This window comes from Flavobacterium sp. ACN2, from assembly GCF_002303885.1.
Lineage (GTDB): Bacteria > Bacteroidota > Bacteroidia > Flavobacteriales > Flavobacteriaceae > Flavobacterium.
Window position 1 is genome coordinate 113797 of record NZ_MRCM01000017.1, and the last position, 23244, is coordinate 137040.

A 23244-nucleotide genomic window follows, 5' to 3' on the forward strand; every position below is an offset into this window, starting at 1 on the left:
ATATCACAATGAAAAAACTATTAGCCGCAGTATTTACTTTAACCTTATTTATTTCTTGCAACAACACGGAAAAAGATACAGAAAAAGACACATCTGAACCAGCAAAAGATTTCACAGAACAAAACGAACAGGACATTAAAGATTATTTAGCCAAAAATAATTTAACTGCAACCAGAACCGATTCAGGCCTTTATTATATCATTACAGAACCAGGTAATGGCGCTCAACCAACTTCTACTTCTAATGTAACTGTTGCTTATAAAGGTTATTATACAAACGGAAAAGTTTTTGATCAAAGTAAAGATGCAGGAATTTCATTTGGTTTAAATCAAGTAATTAAAGGTTGGACAGAAGGTATCCCTCATTTTAAAGAAGGAGGATCTGGAGTTCTATTAATACCATCTCGTTTAGGTTACGGAAGTTATGATTACATGACAATACCGGGAGGTTCGGTACTTATTTTCGACGTAAAATTGATTAAAGTAAATTAATCTTTCATTCTAAATTTCTAGATGCTTTTTCAAATAAAATCTTATCTAAGCTTTCTTTGGCATTCTAAGAACGAACATGCCGTTCATTCGCCGTTTGTTTTTAATTTACTGACAAAATGTTTTTATGATAAGAAAACAAAACCTGAATATGCAATTCTAAAAAAATATAGAAAATCGCTTTTAGAAAATAAAAACTTCATTGAAGTAACCGATTTTGGAGCAGGCTCCAGAGTTTTTAAATCAAATCGAAGACAAATTTCTAAAATTGCACAAACAGCAGGAATTTCGCCAAAACGAGCAGAATTGCTGTTTCGTGTTACCAATTACTTTAAGCCAGGAAATATTTTAGAAATAGGAACTTCTTTGGGTTTGGCAACTTCTGCCCTAGCTTTAGGAAACCCAAAAGCAAAAGTCGTTACTATTGAAGGCTGTCCAAATACTGCAAAAGTTGCCCAAAATCAATTGACTGAATTTGATTGTAATAATATTGAAAATGTAATTTCTGAGTTTGAATCTTTTTTAATTTCCGAGAACATTCAAGCAACAAATTACAACCTAATATATTTTGACGGAAATCATTCTAAAAAAGCAACTCTAGGTTATTTTGACCTTTTACTACCAACGATCGACAATGATTCTGTATGGATTTTCGACGATATTCATTGGTCAGAAGACATGGAAGAAGCTTGGGAAATCATCAAAAATCATCCTCAAGTAAAAGTTACGATTGATACTTTTCAATGGGGATTTGTATTCTTTAGACGAGAACAACTGAAAGAGCATTTTATAATTCGAGCATAAAAAAAGACGATCATTTCTGATCGTCTTTTTCATTTTCTAATTCAAAATTTTAAAATCTTATTTTTTTGCGTCTTTGTTTTCTTCAGATTTAGCTCCCATTCTATTTACAGTATACATTGGTGCAAATTTTACTTTCAAACCAGCAATTTTACGATTATCTTCAGCTGTTAAACCTTCTTTTTCAACTGTATTTTTACGGCTGTCAAGAGCTTCATACATTAATTTGATTTCATCCCAGTCTTCTCTAGAATATTTATCTTTATTATTTTCTACAGTATGAACAAACTGCTGATAAACGCTATGAATGTTTTGGGCATTAACCCAATTAAAACTCATATCATCACCAATTTTTCCTGCACCAAACAACGCATCTCTTAACTGTTGTTTCGGACTAGGAGCTGGAGGGGCAAATTGGGCGGTCATTTCATTTTTAAATTCCTCGTACTTAATTTTACTTGCATTTATTTTTTCTGTTGCGGCAGCATTATCTTTAATATCAGCCAACGCAGCTTGCGCTTCGGTAGATCTTCTATCATATTCTGCTTCTACACTTTTCCAATTCTCTTTTAAGTCAGCAGCTGCCACATTTTTAACAGAGTCAACATAGATTACATAGTTCTCTACTGTTTTTTGAGCTCTTTCTTGTTTTTCATCTTTACACGATGTTAACCCTAATACTAATAAAGCAATTCCTGTAGCTATTTTGATATTTTTCATAATCTTGATTATTTAATTAATTGATTAATCAAATTTACCAAACGCTTTTCTTAATAAATTACATTATTATCATGTTTTTAAAATTAAAAACATCTTAAAACTATAAAAAACACAAAACAATGATAATATTGCAAAATATTTTAAAAAAGATATAACATTATTCTCTTTTAAAAATATATTATATAAAAACGTATTTACGAAAGAGGTTTTGTAACAAAAACCAATTCTGAACTACTTATCCTTTTTATTGAAAAGTGTTTTGTACTTTTAAATCCAAAATTGTAAAAAAAAATGGCTGAACCATTAATTAAAATAACCGACATCAAACGAAATTTTACTTTAGGAAATGAAATCGTTTATGTTTTAAAAGGAATAGATCTAGAAATACAAAAAGGCGAATACGTTGCTTTAATGGGACCTTCCGGATCAGGAAAATCTACATTAATGAATTTATTAGGCTGTTTAGACACTCCAACTTCAGGTCGTTATATTTTAAATGGAAAAGATGTAAGCAAAATGAAAGATGATGAACTGGCAGAAATCAGAAATAAAGAAATTGGTTTCGTGTTTCAGACTTTCAATCTTTTGCCAAGAACTACGGCTTTAGATAATGTTGCCTTACCCATGATTTATGCTGGTTACGGAAAATCTGAAAGAATTGCTCGTGCCACAGAAGTTTTAAAACAGGTTAATCTTGCCGACAGAATGGATCACCAGCCAAACCAGCTTTCTGGAGGACAGCGTCAGCGTGTTGCGGTTGCAAGAGCATTAGTCAACAGACCCTCTATTATTCTAGCCGATGAGCCAACTGGAAACTTAGACAGTAAAACCTCTGTAGAAATTATGAAGCTTTTTGGAGATATTCATGCACAAGGAAATACTGTAATACTAGTAACTCACGAAGAAGATATTGCCGCTTATGCACATAGAATTATTCGTTTGCGAGATGGTCTAATTGAAAGCGACACGAGAAAAACTGTTTAATCGTTTATTTGGTTAATCGTTTAATCGGAAAAAAACTTATAATTTCAGTTCAATCCAGATAAATTCTAGGGATAGAATCTAGAAAAATAAGCTCAAAGAAGAGAAAACTTAGCATCTCAGAACCTTAGCATCTTTAAAAAAAATGAAAGTATATACCAAAACAGGCGATAAAGGAACAACGGCTCTTTTTGGAGGAACGCGTGTACCAAAAGACCATATTAGAATTGACAGTTATGGAACTGTTGACGAATTGAATTCTTATATCGGATTGATTCGCGATCAGGAAATGGATTCTCATTATAAAACTATTTTAATCGAAATTCAAGACCGCCTTTTTACTGTTGGTGCCATTTTGGCAACTCCACAAGAAAAAGAAGTTTTGAAAAACGGGAAACTTCGTTTAGAAAATCTCGGCATAATTGATTCGGATATCGAATTACTGGAAAACGAAATAGATAAAATGGATGAAAGCCTTCCGCCAATGACTCATTTTGTTTTACCAGGCGGCCATCCTACCGTGTCACATTGTCATATAGCGCGCTGTATTTGTCGTCGCGCAGAACGTTTAGCAGTGCATTTAAGCCATAATGAACACGTTCCTGAAATAGCAATCACGTACTTAAACCGACTTTCTGACTACCTTTTTGTCTTGGCACGAAAGTTGTCCTCAGACTTAAAAGCGGAGGAAGTGAAATGGATACCCAGAAAATGAATTTTCTGAAAATTCCAAATTTTTGAAATCCCAAATTCCAAGAGAAAAATTTAAATTCTTTTGAATTTATAAAAAACAAAAAAAGCCTTCCAACATTGGGATTTGGAATTTAAATATTGGTTTTTAAACTTCTTTTTTGAAGTTTGGAATTTAAAAATTGGAATTTAATAATCGACGTTCTTAAATTTTATTAAAATAAATCAAAATTTACTTGTCTTTTTCAGTAAAAAATTTATTTTTGCACAAACTAAACAGATAACAGATGTATTGGACATTAGAATTAGCATCTTATTTAAGTGATGCGCCATGGCCTGCTAACAAAGATGAACTTATAGACTACGCTATCAGAGCAGGTGCTCCATTAGAAGTAGTAGAAAACCTTCAATCAATCGAAGACGAAGGTGAGATATATGAATCAATGGAAGAAATTTGGCCTGATTATCCAACAGACGAAGATTATCTTTGGAATGAGGATGAATATTAAAAAATAAACCAAAGGAAAAAGTCTCTCATCATAGAGACTTTTTTTTTGGTTCAAATACATATATATAATAAAGAAATACAATAAATCATGAGTTTCATAAACAGTATTATTAAAGTCTTTGTCGGCGATAAGTCGCAGAAAGATGTCAAAGCTTTACAACCTTACTTAAACAAAATTAAAACATTCGAAGCTCCTTTAATGAGTCTATCAAACGACGAGTTAAGAGGAAGAACCGTTTATTTTAAAGACAGAATAAAAGAAGCTAGAGCTGATAAAGATGCTAAAATTGCTTCGCTTAAAGCAGAAGTAGAAAACATCGAAGACATCGATAAAAGAGAAGACATTTATGATGCAATAGATGCTCTTGAAAAAGAGGCTTATGAAATCTCTGAAAAAACTTTATTGGAAATTCTTCCAGAAGCGTTTTCTGTAGTAAAAGAAACGGCTCGTCGTTTTAAAGAGAACTCTCATATTGAAGTTACTGCAACTCCAAAAGACCGCGAATTCTCAGCAACAAAATCATACATTACTATTGATGGCGAAAAAGCGATCTGGGCAAACAAATGGAATGCTGCTGGAAAAGACATCACTTGGGACATGATTCACTATGATGTTCAGTTAATTGGTGGTATGGTATTACACGAAGGTAAAGTTGCTGAAATGCAAACGGGAGAAGGTAAAACTTTGGTTGCTACTCTTCCACTTTATTTAAATGCTTTGACTGGAAATGGAGTTCACTTAGTAACAGTGAATGACTACTTGGCAAAACGTGATAGTACTTGGAAAGCTCCTTTATTCGAATTCCACGGTTTATCTGTTGATTGTATCGATAATCACCAGCCAAGTACAGAGCAAAGAAAAAAAGCTTACGATGCTGATATTACTTACGGAACTAACAATGAGTTTGGTTTTGATTACTTAAGAGATAATATGGCGCACTCTCCAAGCGATTTAGTGCAGAGAAAACACAATTTTGCAATTGTCGACGAGGTTGACTCTGTATTAATTGATGATGCTAGAACACCTCTTATTATCTCTGGACCAGTTCCTCAAGGAGATCGTCACGAATTCAACGAATTGAAACCAAAAATCGAAAACTTAGTTGCACAACAACGTCAGTTAGCGAATGGTTTCTTGGCTGAAGCTAAAAAATTAATTAAAGAAGGTAATACTAAAGATGGAGGTTTCCAATTATTAAGAGCTTACAGAAGTTTACCTAAAAATAAAGCATTAATTAAATTTTTAAGTGAAGAAGGAATTAAACAATTGCTTCAAAAAACTGAAAATCAATACATGCAAGATAACAATCGCGAAATGCACAAAGTAGACGAAGCTTTGTATTTTGTGATTGAAGAGAAAAACAATCAAGTAGAATTAACAGACAATGGTATTAAATACCTTTCTGGAGATACTGATGCAGATTTCTTCGTTTTACCAGACATTGGAACAGAAATCGCTGCAATTGAAAAACAAAAATTAGATAAAGACGCTGAAGCTGAAGCCAAAGAAAGATTATTCCAAGATTTTGGAGTAAAAAGCGAGCGTATTCATACTCTTACTCAGCTTTTAAAAGCATATGCTTTATTTGAAAAAGATGTAGAGTACGTTATCATGGACAACAAAATTATGATTGTCGATGAGCAAACAGGTCGTATCATGGACGGGCGTCGTTATTCAGACGGTCTTCACCAAGCGATCGAAGCAAAAGAAAACGTAAAAATCGAAGCTGCAACTCAAACTTTTGCAACTGTTACATTACAGAATTACTTCAGAATGTACAACAAACTGGCTGGTATGACTGGTACAGCTGTTACAGAAGCAGGAGAGTTATGGCAGATTTATAAATTGGATGTTGTTGAAATTCCAACAAACCGTGGAATTGCAAGAATTGACAAGGAAGATTATATCTACAAAACAACACGTGAGAAATTCAACGCTGTAATCGAAGATGTTACTGAACTATCTCAAGCTGGAAGACCAGTATTAATAGGAACAACTTCTGTAGAGATTTCAGAATTATTAAGCCGTATGCTTAAAATGAGAGGAATCACACACAACGTATTGAACGCTAAAATGCACAAGCAAGAGGCACAAATCGTTGAAGAAGCGGGTAAAGCTGGAGTTGTAACTATTGCAACAAACATGGCTGGTCGTGGTACCGATATTAAATTATCTCCAGAAGTAAAAGCTGCAGGAGGTTTAGCAATTGTTGGTACAGAGCGTCATGATTCTCGTCGTGTAGACAGACAGTTACGTGGTCGTTCTGGTCGTCAAGGAGATCCAGGAAGTTCTCAATTCTATGTTTCTCTTGAAGACAACTTAATGCGTTTATTCGGTTCTGAAAGAGTTGCGAAAGTAATGGACAGAATGGGATTGAAAGAAGGTGAAGTTATTCAGCATTCTATGATGACTAAATCTATCGAACGTGCTCAGAAAAAAGTAGAAGAAAACAACTTTGGTGTTCGTAAACGTTTATTAGAATATGATGACGTAATGAACTCTCAACGTGAAGTAGTTTACAAACGTCGTCGTCACGCATTGTTCGGAGAGCGTTTGAAACTGGATATCGCGAATATGCTTTACGATACTTGCGAATTAATCGTAAGCAACAGTAAAGTAACAAATGATTTTAAAGGATATGAGTTTGATTTAATTCGTTATTTCGGAATCACTTCTCCAATCTCTGAAGCAGATTTCTTAAAATTATCTGATATTGAAGTTACTGGAAAAGTGTACAAAGAAGCTTTAGCTTTCTATACTGAAAAAACAGAAAGAAGCGCTAGAGAAGCTTTCCCAATTATCAAAGGAGTTTACGAAGAGCCAAACAATCATTTTGAAAGAATCGTAGTTCCATTTACAGACGGAATCAAAACTTTGAATGTGGTAACTGACTTGAAAAAAGCTTATGATAGCCAAGGTGCTCAATTAATTGCTGATTTCGAGAAAAACATCACACTTTCTATTGTGGATGAAGCTTGGAAAAAACACTTACGTAAAATGGACGAATTGAAACAATCTGTTCAATTGGCTGTTCACGAACAAAAAGATCCATTGCTTATTTACAAATTAGAAGCTTTCAACTTGTTTAGAGGAATGTTGGATAACGTTAACAAAGAAGTTATTTCATTCTTATTCAAAGGTGATTTACCAGCTCAAAACGCTCCTGAAATTCACGAAGCAAGAGAAGTCGCTCGTCCAAAAGAAAATTTACAATTAAGTAAAGACGAAATCCCAAATAGCGAAAGCATCAACCGTGAAGCTGGAGAAACTCAACAACGTCAAGTTACAGAAACTATCGTTAGAGATATGCCAAAAATCAACAGAAATGATACGGTTGTAGTTCAAGAAGTTGCTACTGGTAAAACAGAAACAATGAAGTACAAAAAAGCTGAAGCTTTAATAGCAGCTGGAACTTGGGTTTTAATTAACTAATAATATTTTAAGTATTCAGTCGCAGGCACAGTTTACAGTATAGGCTGATACTTATAAATTCCATAAAAAAAGACCGATAGTTTCAACTATCGGTCTTTTTTTATGGAAAATTATCTTTATTTCCAATTCACTCCCTCGTCCTAAAACTGAGACTGAGACTGATCACTAAATACTGAACACTAATCCCTCGGGTTATCCTGATAATAACGTTCTTCAATTCGTTTTATATCTTTGATAGAGTTTTTCGCCCAAAGTAAGCGTTTTACTAAAATTTCTTCCTCTGTCAATTTCCAATTAATATCAGATCTGCGAAGTCTATTGGTTAAACTTTGAATGATAATGGCAGCCGACACAGAAATATTTAAACTTTCTGTAAAACCAACCATAGGTATTTTTAAGAAACCATCGGCGTTGTCCATAATTTCTTGTGACAATCCTTCTTTTTCTGTTCCAAAGAATAAAGCACTTGGTTTTGTAATATCGAAATCTTCCAACATGCAATCTTTCTCGTGCGGAGTAGTCGCAATAATTTGATATCCTTTACTTTTTAAATCGGAAAGGCATCCTGAAACCGAATCAAATCGATTGATGTCAACCCATTTTTGCGCACCCAAAGCAATTTCTTTGTCGATTCTTTTTCCAAAACGCTGTTCAATTACATTTAATTCCTGAATTCCAAAAACTTCACAGCTTCGCATTACTGCGCTTGTATTGTGCATTTGATAAACATCTTCTACTGCAACTGTAAAATGCTTTGTTCTATTTTCTAGTACTTTTAAAAAATTAGCTTTTCTGTTTTCTGTCAATATATTTTCTAAGAATGCGAGGTAATCTAAATCAATCATTTTATTTATGTTTGGCGCAAAAATAATAAATAAAAGAGAAAGAAGACTTCACCTTATTTTTCAGCCTGTCAAATCTGCAATAAAATTGACATTAAGTTTTTCGTGCAAAGCATGAAGCTGAGCCAAATTCACAGACAAAATATCGTCTTTATATGAATCTCCCGTAAAAACTGCTTGTTCATTTTTAGAATGTTTTTTAAGACGTTCCAGCATAGCGTTCAATTCACTTTCAGAAAAATCAACATTAATAAAAGCTATGAATCGCTCTATTACATTCTTCATTCCATCATTGTAATTAAGCATTATTATATTTTGGTCTCTTTCGTAAAAATCTAGAAAACTTTGAAAATACTTCTCTAAAACCAAAACTTGATATTGCTGAAAACTTACTTCTTCAACTTCTTTAGAAGTGATTCCGAAAACACTTGAAGGAATTAAATTTGGAATCATGTGCATGCCTGCCATTTTTTGATGCGATCTCAAAACTTCTCCTGGATTTCGGTACAATAATGCAAACGGAATTTCAGGAAAAACAGATCTTAAATAAGAAGCTTTAAAAATACTCCAAGCATCTAGTTTTATAATCAAATGTTTTTGTTCAGAAAATCTTTTTTGCCCTAAGAATCTCAAAACCGATTTCAGCAAAGTGGTTTTCATGGCGGAATCAAAAGCATTACTTCTTAAAATCTGATCGATGATAGGAGCTTCAGAAACCATTATATTTTCAGATGAAGTGGCAAGAGACTGACTCAACATGGTAGATCCGCATCTTGACACATGAAAAACCAATCCTTTTAATTCTACAAAATCGAGTTCTTTAGACCAGTCAATAATATTCTCTGCTGTACTTATTAATTTAAATGATTTTGAATTGTAGTCATGGCTTTGGCATTTTACAATGGTTTCTTCAAAAAAAGGTTCTGCAAATGGTATATCAGCAAAATAAGTCCATTCGAAATAAACCTCATTATCTTTTTCGATCAATTTAATCGGAATCCAATTTGAAATAAAATCTTTTACCTTTTCCATTTTATTATTTCATTTGAGATTGAAGTTCGGCAATAATCTTATCATTTGTCTCCGATGGATTTCTAGAAAGCTCCGCAATAACTTGTCTTTTCACTTCGTCTGAACATTCATATTTTGGCACATAATTCAGATCAAAACCCATTTTAGAAAATAATTCATCAGACCATTCATTTCTAATGCAATCCAAAGTTAAATGAATTCTAGGTTCTGGGCTTTTGTTCAGCACGCTATGTGGCAACTGAAAATTGGCGTACCAGCATTCTCCCATTTTCATTGGAACTTTCTGATGATTGACATAAAAATAAACTTCCGAGTTTGTAATAATTGGAACATGAATTCTAAAAAATCCATCTTCATATGAAGTATCATTATCAACATGTTCTTTAATTTCGCTATTAGGCCCAAGTCTTAATAATCTTACGGCCTCTTTTTCGCATTCAAACCAATCCATTATTTCTTTAAAATAAGAGCAACTGTCAAGCAAAGTCGTATTTTTATACTCTTTATCTGGAAAAGAAAAAATATCATTCTCTAAACCCGATTGCGATCGTAAAGAAACACTTGTCCAATTTCCTTCATATCGATTGGTATTAAAATGTGGTGTCCATAAATTGGTTTCGCAAATCAATAAATCATTTTGCAGTTTTTCTATCGAGAAAGAAATCGGAAGCTGACAAGAAGAAGGATTCATAACCTTAAAAATTTAAATTGCTAAGTATAAAATGGTAGAGTTTATTGGTAGAAGCTGAAACGGTTTCAGAATCTGTTTTTAATACTAAATCTGCTTTTTTCGGAATTTCAAAAACATCGCTTATTCCTGTAAAACTTTTAATTTTATTTTGATCACTGTCTGGCAGCAAGGCTCTTTTGTATAAGCCTTTTGGATCTCTTTCGATCAAATTAGAAATGGCGCAATCCAGAAATACCGTTTTTACAAATTCAAAAGACCTTAATTCATTTCTAAGATTTTCATATGGATTAATAACCGACATGAGAACTATTTTCTTTTCCTCAATTAAATTTCGCCCAACATTAAAAAGACGTCTTACATTTTCGCAACGGTCTTCTTTAGAAAATCCCAAATCTTTACAGATCGTTTGTCGGTACACATCACCATCTACAATTTCGGCTTCATAATTATTTTGAAGTAAAAGATGTCTGACATTTTCTGCCAATGTCGTTTTTCCCGAACCAGATAATCCTGTAAATTGAATTAAAATCATTTTAGCATCACTTTTATAAAACGTGACATTAAAACTAAATAATTTAGAACGAGAGACAAAGAGTATAAATACCCTTTATTTACTAGACATTTGAACAAAGAAATCACTATTTTTATCTTTTAATTAAACTAAAAATGAAAAAGAAACTTGTTGTTTTAACAGGAGCAGGAATAAGTGCTGAGAGCGGAATTAAAACTTTTCGAGACAGTGATGGTCTTTGGGAAGGGCATGATGTGATGGAAGTTGCAACTCCAGAAGGCTGGCATAAAAATCAAGAATTGGTTCTCGATTTTTACAACAAAAGACGCCAGCAGTTAAAAGAAGTCAATCCCAATCTTGGGCATATCATTTTGGCTGAATTGGAAAAAGATTTTGACGTACAAATTATCACTCAAAATGTTGACGATCTTCATGAACGTGCAGGAAGCACAAATGTTTTGCATTTGCATGGCGAATTATTAAAAGTACGTAGCACACAAAATAAAAATCTAATTTTAGACTGGACCGAAGATTTGCAAACTGGAGATTTAGATACAAACAGGCATCAATTGCGTCCGCATATTGTTTGGTTTGGCGAAGAAGTTCCTGCACTTGAAGAAGCTATTGACATTACAGAAACCGCAGATTATTTTGCCGTAATTGGAACTTCGCTTCAGGTTTATCCAGCTGCTGGATTAATTGCTTATACTCCAAGTACAACACCGGTTTTCTATATTGATCCGAAACCAATTTCGATTCCGAACCTTCGAAATAAAGTTGAAACCATTGCCAAATTTGCTTCCGAAGGAGTCGCCGATTTAAGAGAAAAATTACTTACCTTAGAAAAAACAACATGATTTTTGAAAGCTGGCTACAGCAGTTATTTCAGTTTAATATATTCTGGCTCTTTGTTTTCTTTTTAATAGAAAATGCAGCGTTAGTAGGTTTATCTGTTTTAATTGGAAAAGTAATCGAATCTGAGAACACCGTTTTAAAAAATAAAGATCGAAAATGGGTGTTTTCTACACTGCTTTGCAACACATTCATCACTTTAATAGGTTTTGAATTATATCGCTACGGAATACTGAACATAGATTTTTCTGGATCCTTAAAACTTATCATTTTTGATACACTTTTATTGATTCTTTTAATGGATCTTTTTATGTTTATTTTTCATTTTCTGGTTCATCATTTAAAATGGCTTTACCCCATTCATAAACTGCATCATACACATGTTGAAACGAATGTTTATAGTTTATATGTGCTTCATCCGATAGAAACTCTAGGTTTCGGTTTTATATGGCTGTTTTTAATTACGATTTTTACTTTTAATTATCTGAGCATCATTATTTATTTGATTCTCAATCTTTCTTATGGAATATTTGGACATTTAAAAAAAGACATATTTCCATCTTTCTGGTACAACAATTACTTCACAAAATGGATATCGACTACTAAATTTCATAATGATCATCATAAAAATGAATCTCACAATTACGGTTTTTACTTCACAATCTGGGATAAAATTTTCAAAACCATAATTTAAGCTCTAATATAGCTTTCAGAAGTTTTAACAATACCTTATATTTGCACCTTTCGAAAAACAACATAACAATGACTACTCTAAACGAATTGAATGCTATATCGCCAATCGATGGAAGATATAGAAATAAAACTCAAAATTTAGCACCTTTCTTCTCTGAAGAAGCTTTAATAAAATACCGCGTTTTGGTTGAAGTGGAATACTTCATTTCTTTATGCAAAATTCCATTACCTCAGTTACAAGGTATTGACTCTAGTTTATTTGAAAGCTTGAGAAATATCTACAAAAACTTCTCAACAGAAGATGCACTTTGGATTAAAGAAACAGAAAAAGTAACCAACCACGACGTAAAAGCAGTTGAATACTTTATTAAAGATGCTTTTGAGAAATTAGGTTTATCTCAGTACAAAGAGTTCATTCACTTCGGATTAACATCTCAAGATATTAACAACACTGCTATTCCGCTTTCTACAAAAGAAGCGTTTGAGCAAGTTTATATGCCAACCTTAATCGCAGTAATTGCAAAATTAAAAGAATTAAGTGTTGAATGGAAAGACATCCCGATGTTGGCACGTACACACGGACAACCAGCATCTCCTACTCGTTTAGGAAAAGAGATTTTGGTTTTCGTAGAACGTTTAGAAGAACAAATGCGTTTGTTATTCAATATTCCGTTTGCTGCTAAATTTGGAGGAGCAACAGGAAACTTTAATGCGCATCACGTAGCTTACCCGCAAATTGACTGGAAACAATTCGGAAATAAATTTGTTGAAACCGATCTTGGTTTAAAACATTCTTTCCCAACAACTCAAATCGAGCATTATGATCATTTCGCAGCTTTCTTTGATGCTTTAAAAAGGATCAATACGATCATCATCGATTTAGATCGTGATATTTGGACATATGTATCAATGGATTACTTTAAGCAAAAAATTAAAGCGGGAGAAATTGGTTCGTCTGCAATGCCTCATAAAGTAAACCCAATCGATTTTGAAAATTCTGAAGGAAACTTAGGAATTGCAAATGCAATTTTTGAACACTTGGCTGCAAAACTTCCTGTTTCAAGATTACAGCGTGACTTAACTGACAGTACTGTTTTACGTAATGTTGGTGTTCCTTTCGGACATACTATTATTGCATTTGAAGCTACTTTGAAAGGTTTAAACAAATTACTTTTAAACGAAAACAAATTTGCTGAAGATTTAGAGAGAAACTGGGCAGTTGTGGCTGAAGCTATTCAGACAATTTTACGTCGCGAAGCTTATCCAAATCCGTATGAAGCTTTAAAAGGTTTGACTAGAACTAATGAAGCGATTGACAAAAATGCGATTCATAACTTCATTGCAACTTTGGAAGTTTCAGATGCAGTTAGAGCAGAATTATTAGCGATAACACCTAGTAACTACACAGGAATTTAAGAAAAACACCAAATATTTTATCAAAAAAAGCTATCTTTATCGAGATAGCTTTTTTTATTTAACCTGGGGTAGTCCAGATTACTTCACTTAACTTTATTTTAGTTGGAGTTCAGTGAATTACATTAAAAAAGTCGTTTTGTTCAGAAAGCCAGAGTTTGAACAAAAAACTTTAAATAAAAAGCTGGATCAAGCTCACTGAAAACTAAAATACCACCTATGATTGCACTAAGCGCCGCTGCTGAAACTACACACCACTTACAACCTTTAATTAGTGATTTAGGTTTAATCCTAATGACTGCCGCAATTGCCGTTCTATTATTTAGAAGATTGAAACAACCTTTGGTTTTAGGCTACCTGATTGCAGGTTTTTTGGCTGGAAACCATTTTGATTTTTTCCCATCTATAACCGACATGAAAAGTGTTGAAGTCTGGGCCGAAATCGGGGTTATATTTTTACTTTTCAGTTTAGGACTCGAATTCAGCTTTAAGAAACTAATGAAGGTTGGAGGGACTTCGTCTGTCACCGCCATAACCCAGATTTTGTTTATGACCGTAATTGGTTATGCAGTCGGGCAATGGATGGGCTGGGGAAAAATGGATAGTATTTTCTTAGGAGCCACACTTTCTATTTCATCCACAACCATTATCATTAGAGCTTTTGACGAATTGGGAGTTAAAGGAAAAAAATTCGTAGGGATTGTTTTCGGAGCTTTAATTGTAGAAGATATAGTTGCCATCTTAATGCTTGTTTTATTATCAACTATTGCCGTAAGCGATCAGGTTTCTGGAACTGCATTATTGCAATCTGTTTTAAAACTTGTTTTCTTTTTAATCATCTGGTTTTTAGGAGGGATTTTTATTATTCCAACCATCTTCAAAAAAGCAAAACATCTATTAACAGACGAAATGCTGCTCATTATCTCATTAGCCTTATGCTTAATGATGGTGATTTTTGCTTCAAATGTTGGTTTCTCTCCAGCGTTAGGCGCTTTCATTATGGGATCTATTATTGCTGAAACTACAATGGCAGAAAAAATCGAACATTTAATTCAGCCCGTAAAAGATTTCTTTGGTGCTGTTTTCTTTGTATCAGTAGGAATGTTAATCAACCCTATAACATTGGTTAATTATGCTCTTCCTGTGGCTATAATCACTTTATTGACCATCTTCGGAAAAGCATTCAGTTCTTCTATCGGAGCTTTAATTTCTGGCCAACCTTTAAAACAATCTGTTCAAACCGGGATGAGTTTGGCTCAAATTGGAGAGTTCTCTTTTATTATTGCAACGCTTGGAATGACTTTAAAAGTTACCAGCGATTTCTTATATCCTATTATTGTGGCAGTATCTGCAATTACTACATTTACTACTCCTTTCTTAATTAAATATTCAGAGCGGTTTGCTTTCTTTTTAGAAGCAAAAATGCCTAAAAGGTGGGTTAAAAATATTAACCGTTATAGTGTGAATGCCCAAGCGATTAAATCTGTCAGTACTTGGCAGATTGTTCTTCGTTCTTCGATTACTCAAATTGTTCTTCATACGATCATTATTACTGCCATCATATTATTGTCATCTAAATTTGTAGCGCCTTTAGTAGCCGATACACGATTCGGAAATACTTTGGCTGCTTTACTAACTTTGGTTGTAATTGCACCGTTTTTATGGGCACTTTCGCTTCGTCGTGTAAAAGTAGATGAAGTTGAAGCACTTTGGGAAGAACGTAAATATCGTGGTGCACTTTTAATGCTTATTTTGATTAGAATGAGCCTTGGTTTATTCTTTGTCGGGTTTTTATTGAATATTTTCTTCTCTCCTTTGGTTGCTTTCGTCGCGCTGATTATTGCAATTGGAGCTTATCAACTTTTTCCTAAAAAATTAAACGAGCAATACCACAGAATTGAAAGTCACTTTTTAAAGAATCTTAACGATCGTGAAAACAAAAAGATCGACAGAAGATATGCTAATTTAATGCCATGGGACGGACACATGTCTTTCTTCGAAATTAAAAAGGAATCTAATCTGGTCGGACAAACTTTACAAGAACTTAAAATTCGCGAGCAATTAGGAATTAATATCGCTTACATTAAGCGAGGAGAAGTCACAATTCCGATTCCTACTAAAACCGAACGATTATTTCCAGGCGACGAAATTTGCGTAATCGGAACTGATGCTCAAATTACAGAATTCACAAAATTCTTAACTCAAAACGAAACAGAACCGCCTGCAAAAGTAGAAGAAACCGATATTGTTTTACGTCAGCTTGAAGTTTCTCAAGACGAATTTATTCAAAAAAGCATCGGACAATTCAGAGCCAAAACAGATGGGATGGTTGTAGGAATTGAACGAAACGGAAATCGTATCTTAAATCCTGAATCTAGTTTGATCTTGGAGAAAAATGACATTCTGTGGGTTGTAGGAGACAAGAAAAAAATGAATGCTTTGTTGGCAGCCAAGTAAGGTTCTGAGCCTTTTATATATAAAGCGTTGAAATTTTCATAAATTGAAAGTCTCAACGCTTTTTAATTTTCTTTGCTTTTCATAAAAACAAAAAAGCTAAAATTCTAAGAAAAAAAAACTTAGAACCTTAGCATCTTAGTATCTCAGAACCTCAAAAACTACTTATTCGGCTGCGGCGTCAAACGCAAATAAGGTTTGATTGGCGTGTGTCCTTTCGGGAATTTTGCTGGAATGTCACTATCTGGAATTGCTGGTGCAATTACCACATCTTCTCCATCTTTCCAGTTTGCTGGTGTTGCAACGCTGTAATTCGCTGTCAATTGTAAGCTGTCAATTACACGAAGTAATTCATCAAAATTTCTTCCTGTAGAAGCTGGATATGTCAAAGTCAATTTGATTTTTTTATCTGGACCGACAACAAAAACAGAACGTACTGTGAATTTATCACTTGCATTGGGATGAAGCATATCATATAGATTTGCTACTTTTTTATCCTCATCGGCAATAATTGGGAAATTTACTTCTGTATTTTGAGTTTCGTTAATATCTTTAATCCATTCTTTATGCGAGTCTAAACCGTCTACACTCAAAGCAATAACCTTAGTATTTCTTTTTTGAAATTCTGGAACATAGTTCGCTACAGTTCCTAATTCAGTAGTACAAACAGGAGTAAAATCTGCTGGATGAGAAAATAAAACACCCCAAGAATCTCCTAACCATTCGTGAAATTTAATTGGTCCTTGTGTGGTTTCTGCCTGAAAATCTGGAGCTATATCGCCTAATCTTAATGTTGACATAATTTATATTTTTTTAGTTCATCTAAAATTAACTAAAAAATGCATTTAGAAAACATTCAAAAGGTAAAAAAAAGTTAAAATTCTACATTCTCTATCTAGTTAGTGTTTTAATCTGATTTTAACACATAAAAATATAGATTTTGTAATGTTTACTGAATTATTTTATAAGCCTCTTTTTCATAGTAAAATTGCTCGCAAAGTCGCAAAGACGCAAAGTTTTATAAAAAACTAAAAAAAAGAAAAACTTAAAAAGAAAAGACTTAGCGACTTGGCGTCTTTGCGAGATTAAAAAACAAGTAAGAGATTAAATAAAACTTACCACAAAGTACCAAACAGCAAGCGTTACAAAGGAAATTGGAATTCCGAAACCAATCATCATACTGCTTAATTTTGGCTTTAATCCGTATGTTGAGGCTAAGATTGCACCGGTTATCATTGGGGCCATAGCAGTTTCCATTATAGTGATTTTTATGACTTCAGAATGCTGGTCAAAAATAAATACATACAGCACAAAAATCACAAAAGGAATTAAAAGCAGTTTAAAGAAAAGCCCCAATCGCAAAAATTTCCAATGCTGACTTTTTCTATCAAAAGTTAACTGCAAACCAACCGAAAGCAAGGCTAAAGGCGTTACCAAACTTCCAATTTTTAATAGTGCTGATTGAAAATTTTCATTTAAATCAACTCGAAAAATATTCATTAAACAAGCGATAACAAACATTATGAAAGGAGGAAACAAAATAATCTTTTTAAAAATACCGAAAGCATCTGGGCTTCCTTTAGAATAAAAAGCGGCTGTAAAAACACCAAGTGTTGAAACCACAACAAAAGTTCCGGGCTGATCTACCAAAACGGCAGTTTCTAAACCTTTCTTACCAAACAAAGCTTCAATAATTGGGTATCCGAGAAATGAGCTGTTACTTAATCCTGCTGTCAAAATCAAACATCCAATCAGTTTATTCGACCAGCCATTTCTTCTTCCCAAAAAATGAAAAAAAATAAAAGCCAGAATATAAGTAATCCACCCTGCTCCTATCGGAAACAGTAATTCGCTACTCCATTTTATCTTCGGAATATGGTATAAAGTAATCGCCGGAAGACAGAAATAAATAACAATTTTATTGAGCGTTTTGTAAATATGAGTCGGGAATTGTTTTACTCGCTGTAAAATCAATCCGAGTGAAAGAAAGAGAAATATTAGAATGAAGTTGTTCATTAATTGGTTTTTAGTAATTAGTAACTAGCCTTTAGTGATTAGTTGTTAGTACTTTTTTTTAGGAATCAATTTGTTAGAATTTAAAATTAATGCTCACAATTCTTTTTTCCTACCATTTCCGCTTACAATTAATAGATTTTACTAATTACTATGCAAAAGTAATAATTACAAAGTATCAAAAGCTCAAGACTAATTACTAAGAACTAGTTACTAATCACTAATAAATAAAAAAAAGTTAAATTAGTATTTTGTGTTACAAAAAGATGTAAATTTGTAACATATTTTATTACAGTATGATTTCAGGTAAGTTTGCCATAACGATTCACATTCTCACTCTGCTGCATAAATTCCCTAATGATTATTTATCATCGGAGTTTATTGCGGGAAGTATTAATTTAAATCCTGTTTTGGTTCGAAAAGAAATTGCCAACCTAAAAGCACATCATGTTGTAGAAAGTAAAGAAGGAAAAAATGGCGGTACAAAATTGGCGGTTAATGCTGCCGAACTGACTTTAAAACAAATATTCGAAATGACCTTTGAAACTATTGGTTTAGGTTTTGCTAAAAACCAACCGAATCCTGATTGTCCTGTTGGAAAAAACATCAATCAGCATTTGGAGAATTTATACAGCGAAATGAATCAGAAAGTCAGCTTACAGCTGGAAGGTATTTCATTGGAAGATTTTTCGAATCAATTTTAAAACTATTTTTTTAACCTAAACTGTAACATTTTTTATTACTAAATAAATTTATATATTATGAAAATCGCACTTATCGGAGCTACAGGATTTGTTGGCTCAGCAATTTTAAACGAATTAGCAGACAGAAAACACGAAATCACTGCTATCGCAAGAACTCCAAAAGACACAGCAAACGCTACTTGGGTTGCTGCAGATATCTTTAATGTTGATGCTTTGGCAGAGATCTTAAAAGGTCATGATGTTGTGGTTAATGCTTATAATCCGGGATGGACTAACCCGAATATTTACGATGACTTTTTAGCGGGATCTAAAGCTATTCAGGAAGCGGTTAAAAAATCGGGGGTTAAACGTTTTATCACTATCGGTGGTGCAGGAAGTTTATATGTTGCTCCAGATTTACAAGCGGTTGACACTCCAGATTTTCCAAAAGAGATTTTCCCAGGTGCGAATGCTGCAAGACATTATTTAAATATCATAAAAGAAGTAAAAGATTTAGACTGGGCATTTTTTAGTCCTGCTTTTGAAATGCATGCTGGAACTAAAACAGGTAGAACTGGAAAATACCGTTTAGGTTTAGAAAATCCGGTTTTCAATGATGAGCAAAGAAGTATCTTATCTGTAGAAGATTTAGCGGTTGTAATTGCTGATGAAGTAGAAACTCCAAAACATCATCAAGTACGCTTTACAGCTGGATATTAATTTTCTTCAGCCACGAATTCACGAATTTTCTTTTTAAAATCTTTGAGATTATTTTTTTCGAATTAATTCGAATAATATTAGATAAAGATTTTAAAAAGAAAATTCGTGAATTCGTGGCAAACTTTTTTTTACTCCTTTTGAGAATAACAAATTAGCGGAAATTCGTGTAATTGCTTCGCCTGTTCGCTATCGCTCGGGTCGTGGCAAACTAACTTTTTGAAACTGTCTTTGTTTTCTGTACTTTTACATTTCTAAAAAGTGCGTTTTGTCAAATTCTAATAAACAAACTGGTAGCATATCTGAAAAAGCTGGAATTTCACCTCCCGAAATCACCAATATTTTGGCTATCAATCAAATTAAAAATAAACGCAGACAGCAACCCTCTTCGCAAGAATTAATTAATGGTATTTTAGGCGGCAATAGAACTTCTTTAAGCCGTGCTATTACTTTAATCGAAAGCACTAATCCAGATCATTTTGAAAAAGCTGGCGAAGTCATTCAAGGCTGTTTGGCTCATGCCAATAAATCAATTCGAATTGGAATTACTGGAGTTCCCGGTGTTGGAAAAAGTACTTTTATTGAAGCTTTTGGAAAACATCTAACTGAACTTGGAAAAAAAGTAGCGGTCTTGGCCGTTGATCCAAGCAGTTCCCTTTCGCACGGAAGTATTTTAGGTGACAAAACCAGAATGGAAGAATTGGTTAAAGATGAAAATGCTTTTATTAGGCCAAGTGCTTCTGGAGAAACTTTAGGTGGAGTGGCTCGAAAAACCCGAGAAACGATTATTCTTTGTGAAGCCGTAGGTTTTGATACTATAATTATAGAAACAGTTGGTGTTGGCCAAAGTGAAACTGCTGTTCACAGTATGGTCGATTTCTTTTTACTTTTAAAAATTTCTGGTGCAGGCGATGAACTCCAAGGCATCAAACGAGGTATTATGGAAATGGCTGATGCTATCGTGATCAACAAAACAGACGACGACAATATAAAAAAAGCCAATCAGGCAAAATTAGAGTTTAATCGTGCTTTACATTTATTTCCTCCAAAAAAATCAAATTGGCAACCTAAAGTAACCACTTGCAGTTCGCTAACAAAAGATGGAATTCCCGAAGTTTGGAGTACGATTTCTAATTATTTAGAATTGACAAAAGAATCAGGATTTTTCCAAGAAAAAAGAAACGAACAAAATCATTTTTGGATGATGGAAACCATCAATGAGCAATTGAAACAGAATTTTTATAACCTCCCTGAAATTATTTCATTATTGGAAGAAAACAAAAAAGCAGTGCAAAACAATGAAATTTCATCTTTTGCCGCTGCTTCTGAGTTATTAAAATTATATTTTAAAAAAAGGTTCTAAGATACTAAGCTTCTAAGTTACTAAGGTTTCTTGTCTGTTCGAGCGGAGTCGAGAACCATATAGCATTTCGACTTCGCTCAATGTGACAAAACTTAGAAGCTTAGCAACTTAGTACCTTAGCATCTTTATTTCTTGGCTCTCAGCTTATACTTACTCTCTTTATACAAATTCCCTGCTGTAATAACATGCGCTAAGGCATCTTTTGCTAAATCTTCGTTTAATTTAACTGGAATTAAAGTTGTATCATTTTTGATTTCAAATTGTAATGGTTTCAAATTGGGCTGCATGATCACAACTTGATTCTCAACTCTAAATGCATTAATGTCATTAAACTGCATAATAGATCTTCCTTGCACTTTTGAATCTAATTTTGTCAAGTTGCGTCCTACCATTGGGGTTTCAAAAGGCATTCCTAAATACCCTAACAATGTTGGCGGAATATCAATTTGACTTGCTAGTCTGTCATAAACTGCTCCTTTTGGAACTCCCGGCCCCATAATAAATGCTGGAATATGGAATTTATTTATTGGAACTAAATTTTTGCCGTATGTTCTAGTATTATGATCTGCGATTACAATGAAAATTGTGTTTTTAAAATAATCCTCTTTTTTTGCCATTTCAAAGAATTTTCCAATAGAGAAATCGGCATATTTCATGGCATTATTTACCGTGTTAGGTTTTTTATCATAAGGTTTAATTCTTCCTGCCGGATATTCAAAAGGTTCGTGATTAGAAGTCGAAAACATTAAGGAAAAGAACGGTTTATCTCCTTTTGATTTAAAATACTGATTGGCTTTGGTTACCAAATCTTCATCAGAATATCCCCAAGTTCCTTTAAAAGCATATTTATTCCCATCAGATTCAAAATCGGTTTGATCAACAATATCTTGAAAACCATTTCCATTAAAAAATGAAGCCATATTATCAAAATTGGCCATTCCTCCGTAAATGAAACTGGTGTCGTACCCTTTTTGTTTTAAAGCATCTGCTAAGGTAAAAAAGCCTTGCTGTGAATTTCCTAATCTTACGACACTTTCAGATGGCGAAGGCAAAAATCCAGTTACTACTGCTTCAATTCCGCGAACACTTCTGGTTCCTGTGCAATACAAATTAGTAAATAATGTTCCTTCTTTAGATAATTTATCAAATTCTGGCGTTAATGGTTTTCCGCCTAAAATTCCAACGTACTCTGCGCCTAAACTTTCTTGCAAAAAGATTACTAAATTGTAAGGTTTCTTCAATAAAGAATCTGGTTGCTGGACATGCAAAAACGGAATTTCAGCATCGGTAAAATCCTTCGGCCCTGCGATCATGTATTTTTTTACACGAGCAATAGCTTCGGCTTCATCCATTTTTCCATACATTTTTGTATTTCCTTCATTTTTGATTGAATAGGCAGCAAAAGCAACCGTATAAAATGAATTTAATCCAAGAGCATTTGTTAATTGATCGGTAGAAAAAACAGCATTACTCGCATTAATAGGACGTTTTGAAGTTAGACTAGAACGTGCTCCAAAAAACAATAAAAAAGCTACTAATGGAAATATCATTAACTTGAATTTGTATTCTGCACTTGAAGTATAGAATAATTGCTTTCCTTTTTTGACAGCAAAATAAAGCGCAACTCCTAAAATTAGGAATGTTACGATTATAGAAGTCAGATAACTTTTTAAAAGCATTCCCACTACTTCCTTTGGATAAATAAGATAATCTAAGAAAATCTTATTTGGACGTGTATCATATTGTTTTACAAAATCTGGCGAAGCTAATTCTACAAAAAGAATTAAAAACAGAAACAGAAAACTATATATTACCAGAAACTTATTGGTAAATTTTAGCCATTTATTCGGCAAAAAGGTAATTAGTAATGCTGGAAGAAACGACAAATAACAAAGTAATATCAAATCCATTCGAAGACCGATTGGAAAAATATACCAGAAATCTGGCGTTTGAACTACTCTTTCTTTAAAAAGAAAAAATAAAAATACTCGACTTAGAGTTGTAATCAATAATCCGATTGCGATGAAACTAAAAATCGGTTTTAAGAAACGTAAGTTTTTCATTAAGATAGTTATAAGAACGTAAAATCAGACAAACAAATTACTCTTCGTAACGGTTTATTTCTCTGTCATAAAACTCATTTGCTTTTTCAATTAAATCTTCCATTTCGGCATTTAATTCTGCTTCGTCAAGATCTTCAGCTTCTTCTAAAAACTCCACCTCATCATCTTTCAAATTGATTATAAATCTTGGATAATCTAAGTGAATGATAAAAATATCGTCTGGAAAATCTGTGTTATCTCCAAGTAAAAATTTAGGTAATTCCATATGTGTTTATTTTTTTAGTAATTGATTATTA

At 33.4% G+C, this 23244-nt stretch carries 22 protein-coding genes; 13 read left to right on the forward strand and 9 right to left on the reverse strand.

Annotation, left to right across the window (positions count from 1 at the left end; genetic code table 11):
* The first annotated feature begins 8 nt into the window (after nt 1–8).
* Both BSF41_RS18980 and BSF41_RS18985 read left to right on the forward strand, forming a co-directional pair.
* The gene (locus BSF41_RS18980) at nt 9–491 is read left to right on the forward strand and encodes an FKBP-type peptidyl-prolyl cis-trans isomerase (RefSeq protein WP_095931070.1); all 483 of its coding nucleotides are present in this window, start codon (nt 9–11) and stop codon (nt 489–491) included.
* A 21-nt stretch (nt 492–512) separates the two neighbouring features.
* Complete coding sequence (locus BSF41_RS18985) at nt 513–1292, forward strand: O-methyltransferase (RefSeq protein ID WP_095931071.1); 780 nt, start codon at nt 513–515, stop codon at nt 1290–1292.
* A 57-nt stretch (nt 1293–1349) separates the two neighbouring features.
* Here the strand turns inward: BSF41_RS18985 and BSF41_RS18990 are convergent, their stop codons facing one another.
* Nucleotides 1350–2009, reverse strand: a complete 660-nt coding sequence (locus tag BSF41_RS18990) for a DUF6565 domain-containing protein (protein WP_095931072.1) — start codon at nt 2007–2009, stop codon at nt 1350–1352.
* A gap of 291 nt (nt 2010–2300) precedes the next feature.
* On the opposite strand from BSF41_RS18990, the gene BSF41_RS18995 reads away from it, so the two are divergent.
* The 4 genes from BSF41_RS18995 to secA all read left to right on the forward strand — a co-directional run bounded on the left by BSF41_RS18995 (nt 2301) and on the right by secA (nt 7621).
* Nucleotides 2301–2993 carry an ABC transporter ATP-binding protein gene (locus BSF41_RS18995; protein WP_095931073.1) on the forward strand — a complete coding sequence of 231 codons (693 nt, stop codon included), beginning with the start codon at nt 2301–2303 and terminating at the stop codon, nt 2991–2993.
* Between the two features lie 142 nt (nt 2994–3135).
* The gene (locus tag BSF41_RS19000; RefSeq protein ID WP_095931074.1) at nt 3136–3705 is read left to right on the forward strand and encodes a cob(I)yrinic acid a,c-diamide adenosyltransferase; all 570 of its coding nucleotides are present in this window, start codon (nt 3136–3138) and stop codon (nt 3703–3705) included.
* A gap of 262 nt (nt 3706–3967) precedes the next feature.
* Nucleotides 3968–4189 carry a DUF2795 domain-containing protein gene (locus BSF41_RS19005; protein WP_007138072.1) on the forward strand — a complete coding sequence of 74 codons (222 nt, stop codon included), beginning with the start codon at nt 3968–3970 and terminating at the stop codon, nt 4187–4189.
* An 87-nt stretch (nt 4190–4276) separates the two neighbouring features.
* Complete coding sequence (secA, locus tag BSF41_RS19010) at nt 4277–7621, forward strand: preprotein translocase subunit SecA (protein ID WP_095931075.1); 3345 nt, start codon at nt 4277–4279, stop codon at nt 7619–7621.
* Nucleotides 7622–7800: 179 nt separating this feature from the next.
* Here the strand turns inward: secA and BSF41_RS19015 are convergent, their stop codons facing one another.
* The 4 genes from BSF41_RS19015 to cysC are packed head-to-tail and all read right to left on the reverse strand — an operon-like array spanning nt 7801 to nt 10718.
* Nucleotides 7801–8466, reverse strand: a complete 666-nt coding sequence (locus BSF41_RS19015; RefSeq protein WP_095931076.1) for an RNA methyltransferase — start codon at nt 8464–8466, stop codon at nt 7801–7803.
* Nucleotides 8467–8526: 60 nt separating this feature from the next.
* The gene (locus BSF41_RS19020; protein WP_095931077.1) at nt 8527–9495 is read right to left on the reverse strand and encodes a sulfotransferase family protein; all 969 of its coding nucleotides are present in this window, start codon (nt 9493–9495) and stop codon (nt 8527–8529) included.
* Nucleotides 9496–9499: 4 nt separating this feature from the next.
* Nucleotides 9500–10186, reverse strand: coding sequence for an aspartyl/asparaginyl beta-hydroxylase domain-containing protein (locus BSF41_RS19025; protein ID WP_095931078.1), 687 nt, complete (start codon nt 10184–10186; stop codon nt 9500–9502).
* Nucleotides 10187–10190: 4 nt separating this feature from the next.
* Nucleotides 10191–10718 (reverse strand): adenylyl-sulfate kinase, encoded by a 528-nt coding sequence (gene cysC, locus BSF41_RS19030; RefSeq protein WP_095931079.1) that lies wholly within the window; start codon nt 10716–10718, stop codon nt 10191–10193.
* Between the two features lie 134 nt (nt 10719–10852).
* Between cysC and BSF41_RS19035 the strand changes: the two genes are divergently transcribed.
* The 4 genes from BSF41_RS19035 to BSF41_RS19050 all read left to right on the forward strand — a co-directional run bounded on the left by BSF41_RS19035 (nt 10853) and on the right by BSF41_RS19050 (nt 16112).
* Nucleotides 10853–11554 (forward strand): NAD-dependent deacylase, encoded by a 702-nt coding sequence (locus BSF41_RS19035; protein ID WP_095931080.1) that lies wholly within the window; start codon nt 10853–10855, stop codon nt 11552–11554.
* Nucleotides 11551–12243, forward strand: coding sequence for a sterol desaturase family protein (locus BSF41_RS19040; RefSeq protein ID WP_095931081.1), 693 nt, complete (start codon nt 11551–11553; stop codon nt 12241–12243). The genes BSF41_RS19035 and BSF41_RS19040 overlap by 4 nt, the downstream gene beginning before the upstream one ends.
* 68 nt (nt 12244–12311) lie before the next feature.
* On the forward strand, nt 12312–13658 hold the full coding sequence (gene purB / locus BSF41_RS19045; protein ID WP_095931082.1) for an adenylosuccinate lyase: 1347 nt from the start codon (nt 12312–12314) through the stop codon (nt 13656–13658).
* Between the two features lie 216 nt (nt 13659–13874).
* Nucleotides 13875–16112, forward strand: a complete 2238-nt coding sequence (locus BSF41_RS19050) for a cation:proton antiporter (protein WP_095931083.1) — start codon at nt 13875–13877, stop codon at nt 16110–16112.
* A gap of 158 nt (nt 16113–16270) precedes the next feature.
* On the opposite strand, the gene BSF41_RS19055 is transcribed toward BSF41_RS19050, so the two are convergent.
* A complete protein-coding gene (locus BSF41_RS19055) occupies nt 16271–16909 on the reverse strand; it encodes a peroxiredoxin (RefSeq protein WP_095931084.1) in 639 nt (212 codons plus the stop codon).
* Between the two features lie 304 nt (nt 16910–17213).
* The gene (locus tag BSF41_RS19060) at nt 17214–18125 is read right to left on the reverse strand and encodes an AEC family transporter (RefSeq protein ID WP_095931085.1); all 912 of its coding nucleotides are present in this window, start codon (nt 18123–18125) and stop codon (nt 17214–17216) included.
* 293 nt (nt 18126–18418) lie between these two features.
* Between BSF41_RS19060 and BSF41_RS19065 the strand changes: the two genes are divergently transcribed.
* The 3 genes from BSF41_RS19065 to meaB all read left to right on the forward strand — a co-directional run bounded on the left by BSF41_RS19065 (nt 18419) and on the right by meaB (nt 20885).
* Nucleotides 18419–18826 (forward strand): Rrf2 family transcriptional regulator, encoded by a 408-nt coding sequence (locus BSF41_RS19065; RefSeq protein ID WP_095931086.1) that lies wholly within the window; start codon nt 18419–18421, stop codon nt 18824–18826.
* Between the two features lie 57 nt (nt 18827–18883).
* Nucleotides 18884–19525 carry an NAD(P)-dependent oxidoreductase gene (locus tag BSF41_RS19070; protein ID WP_095931087.1) on the forward strand — a complete coding sequence of 214 codons (642 nt, stop codon included), beginning with the start codon at nt 18884–18886 and terminating at the stop codon, nt 19523–19525.
* 265 nt (nt 19526–19790) lie between these two features.
* Nucleotides 19791–20885: a methylmalonyl Co-A mutase-associated GTPase MeaB gene (meaB, locus tag BSF41_RS19075; RefSeq protein ID WP_095931088.1), complete on the forward strand. Its 1095-nt coding sequence runs from the start codon at nt 19791–19793 to the stop codon at nt 20883–20885.
* 125 nt (nt 20886–21010) lie between these two features.
* Here the strand turns inward: meaB and BSF41_RS19080 are convergent, their stop codons facing one another.
* Together BSF41_RS19080 and BSF41_RS19085 are read right to left on the reverse strand one after the other, a co-directional pair.
* Complete coding sequence (locus BSF41_RS19080) at nt 21011–22948, reverse strand: LTA synthase family protein (RefSeq protein WP_095931089.1); 1938 nt, start codon at nt 22946–22948, stop codon at nt 21011–21013.
* A 37-nt stretch (nt 22949–22985) separates the two neighbouring features.
* Nucleotides 22986–23213 (reverse strand): hypothetical protein, encoded by a 228-nt coding sequence (locus BSF41_RS19085; protein WP_095931090.1) that lies wholly within the window; start codon nt 23211–23213, stop codon nt 22986–22988.
* Nucleotides 23214–23244: the final 31 nt, after the last annotated feature.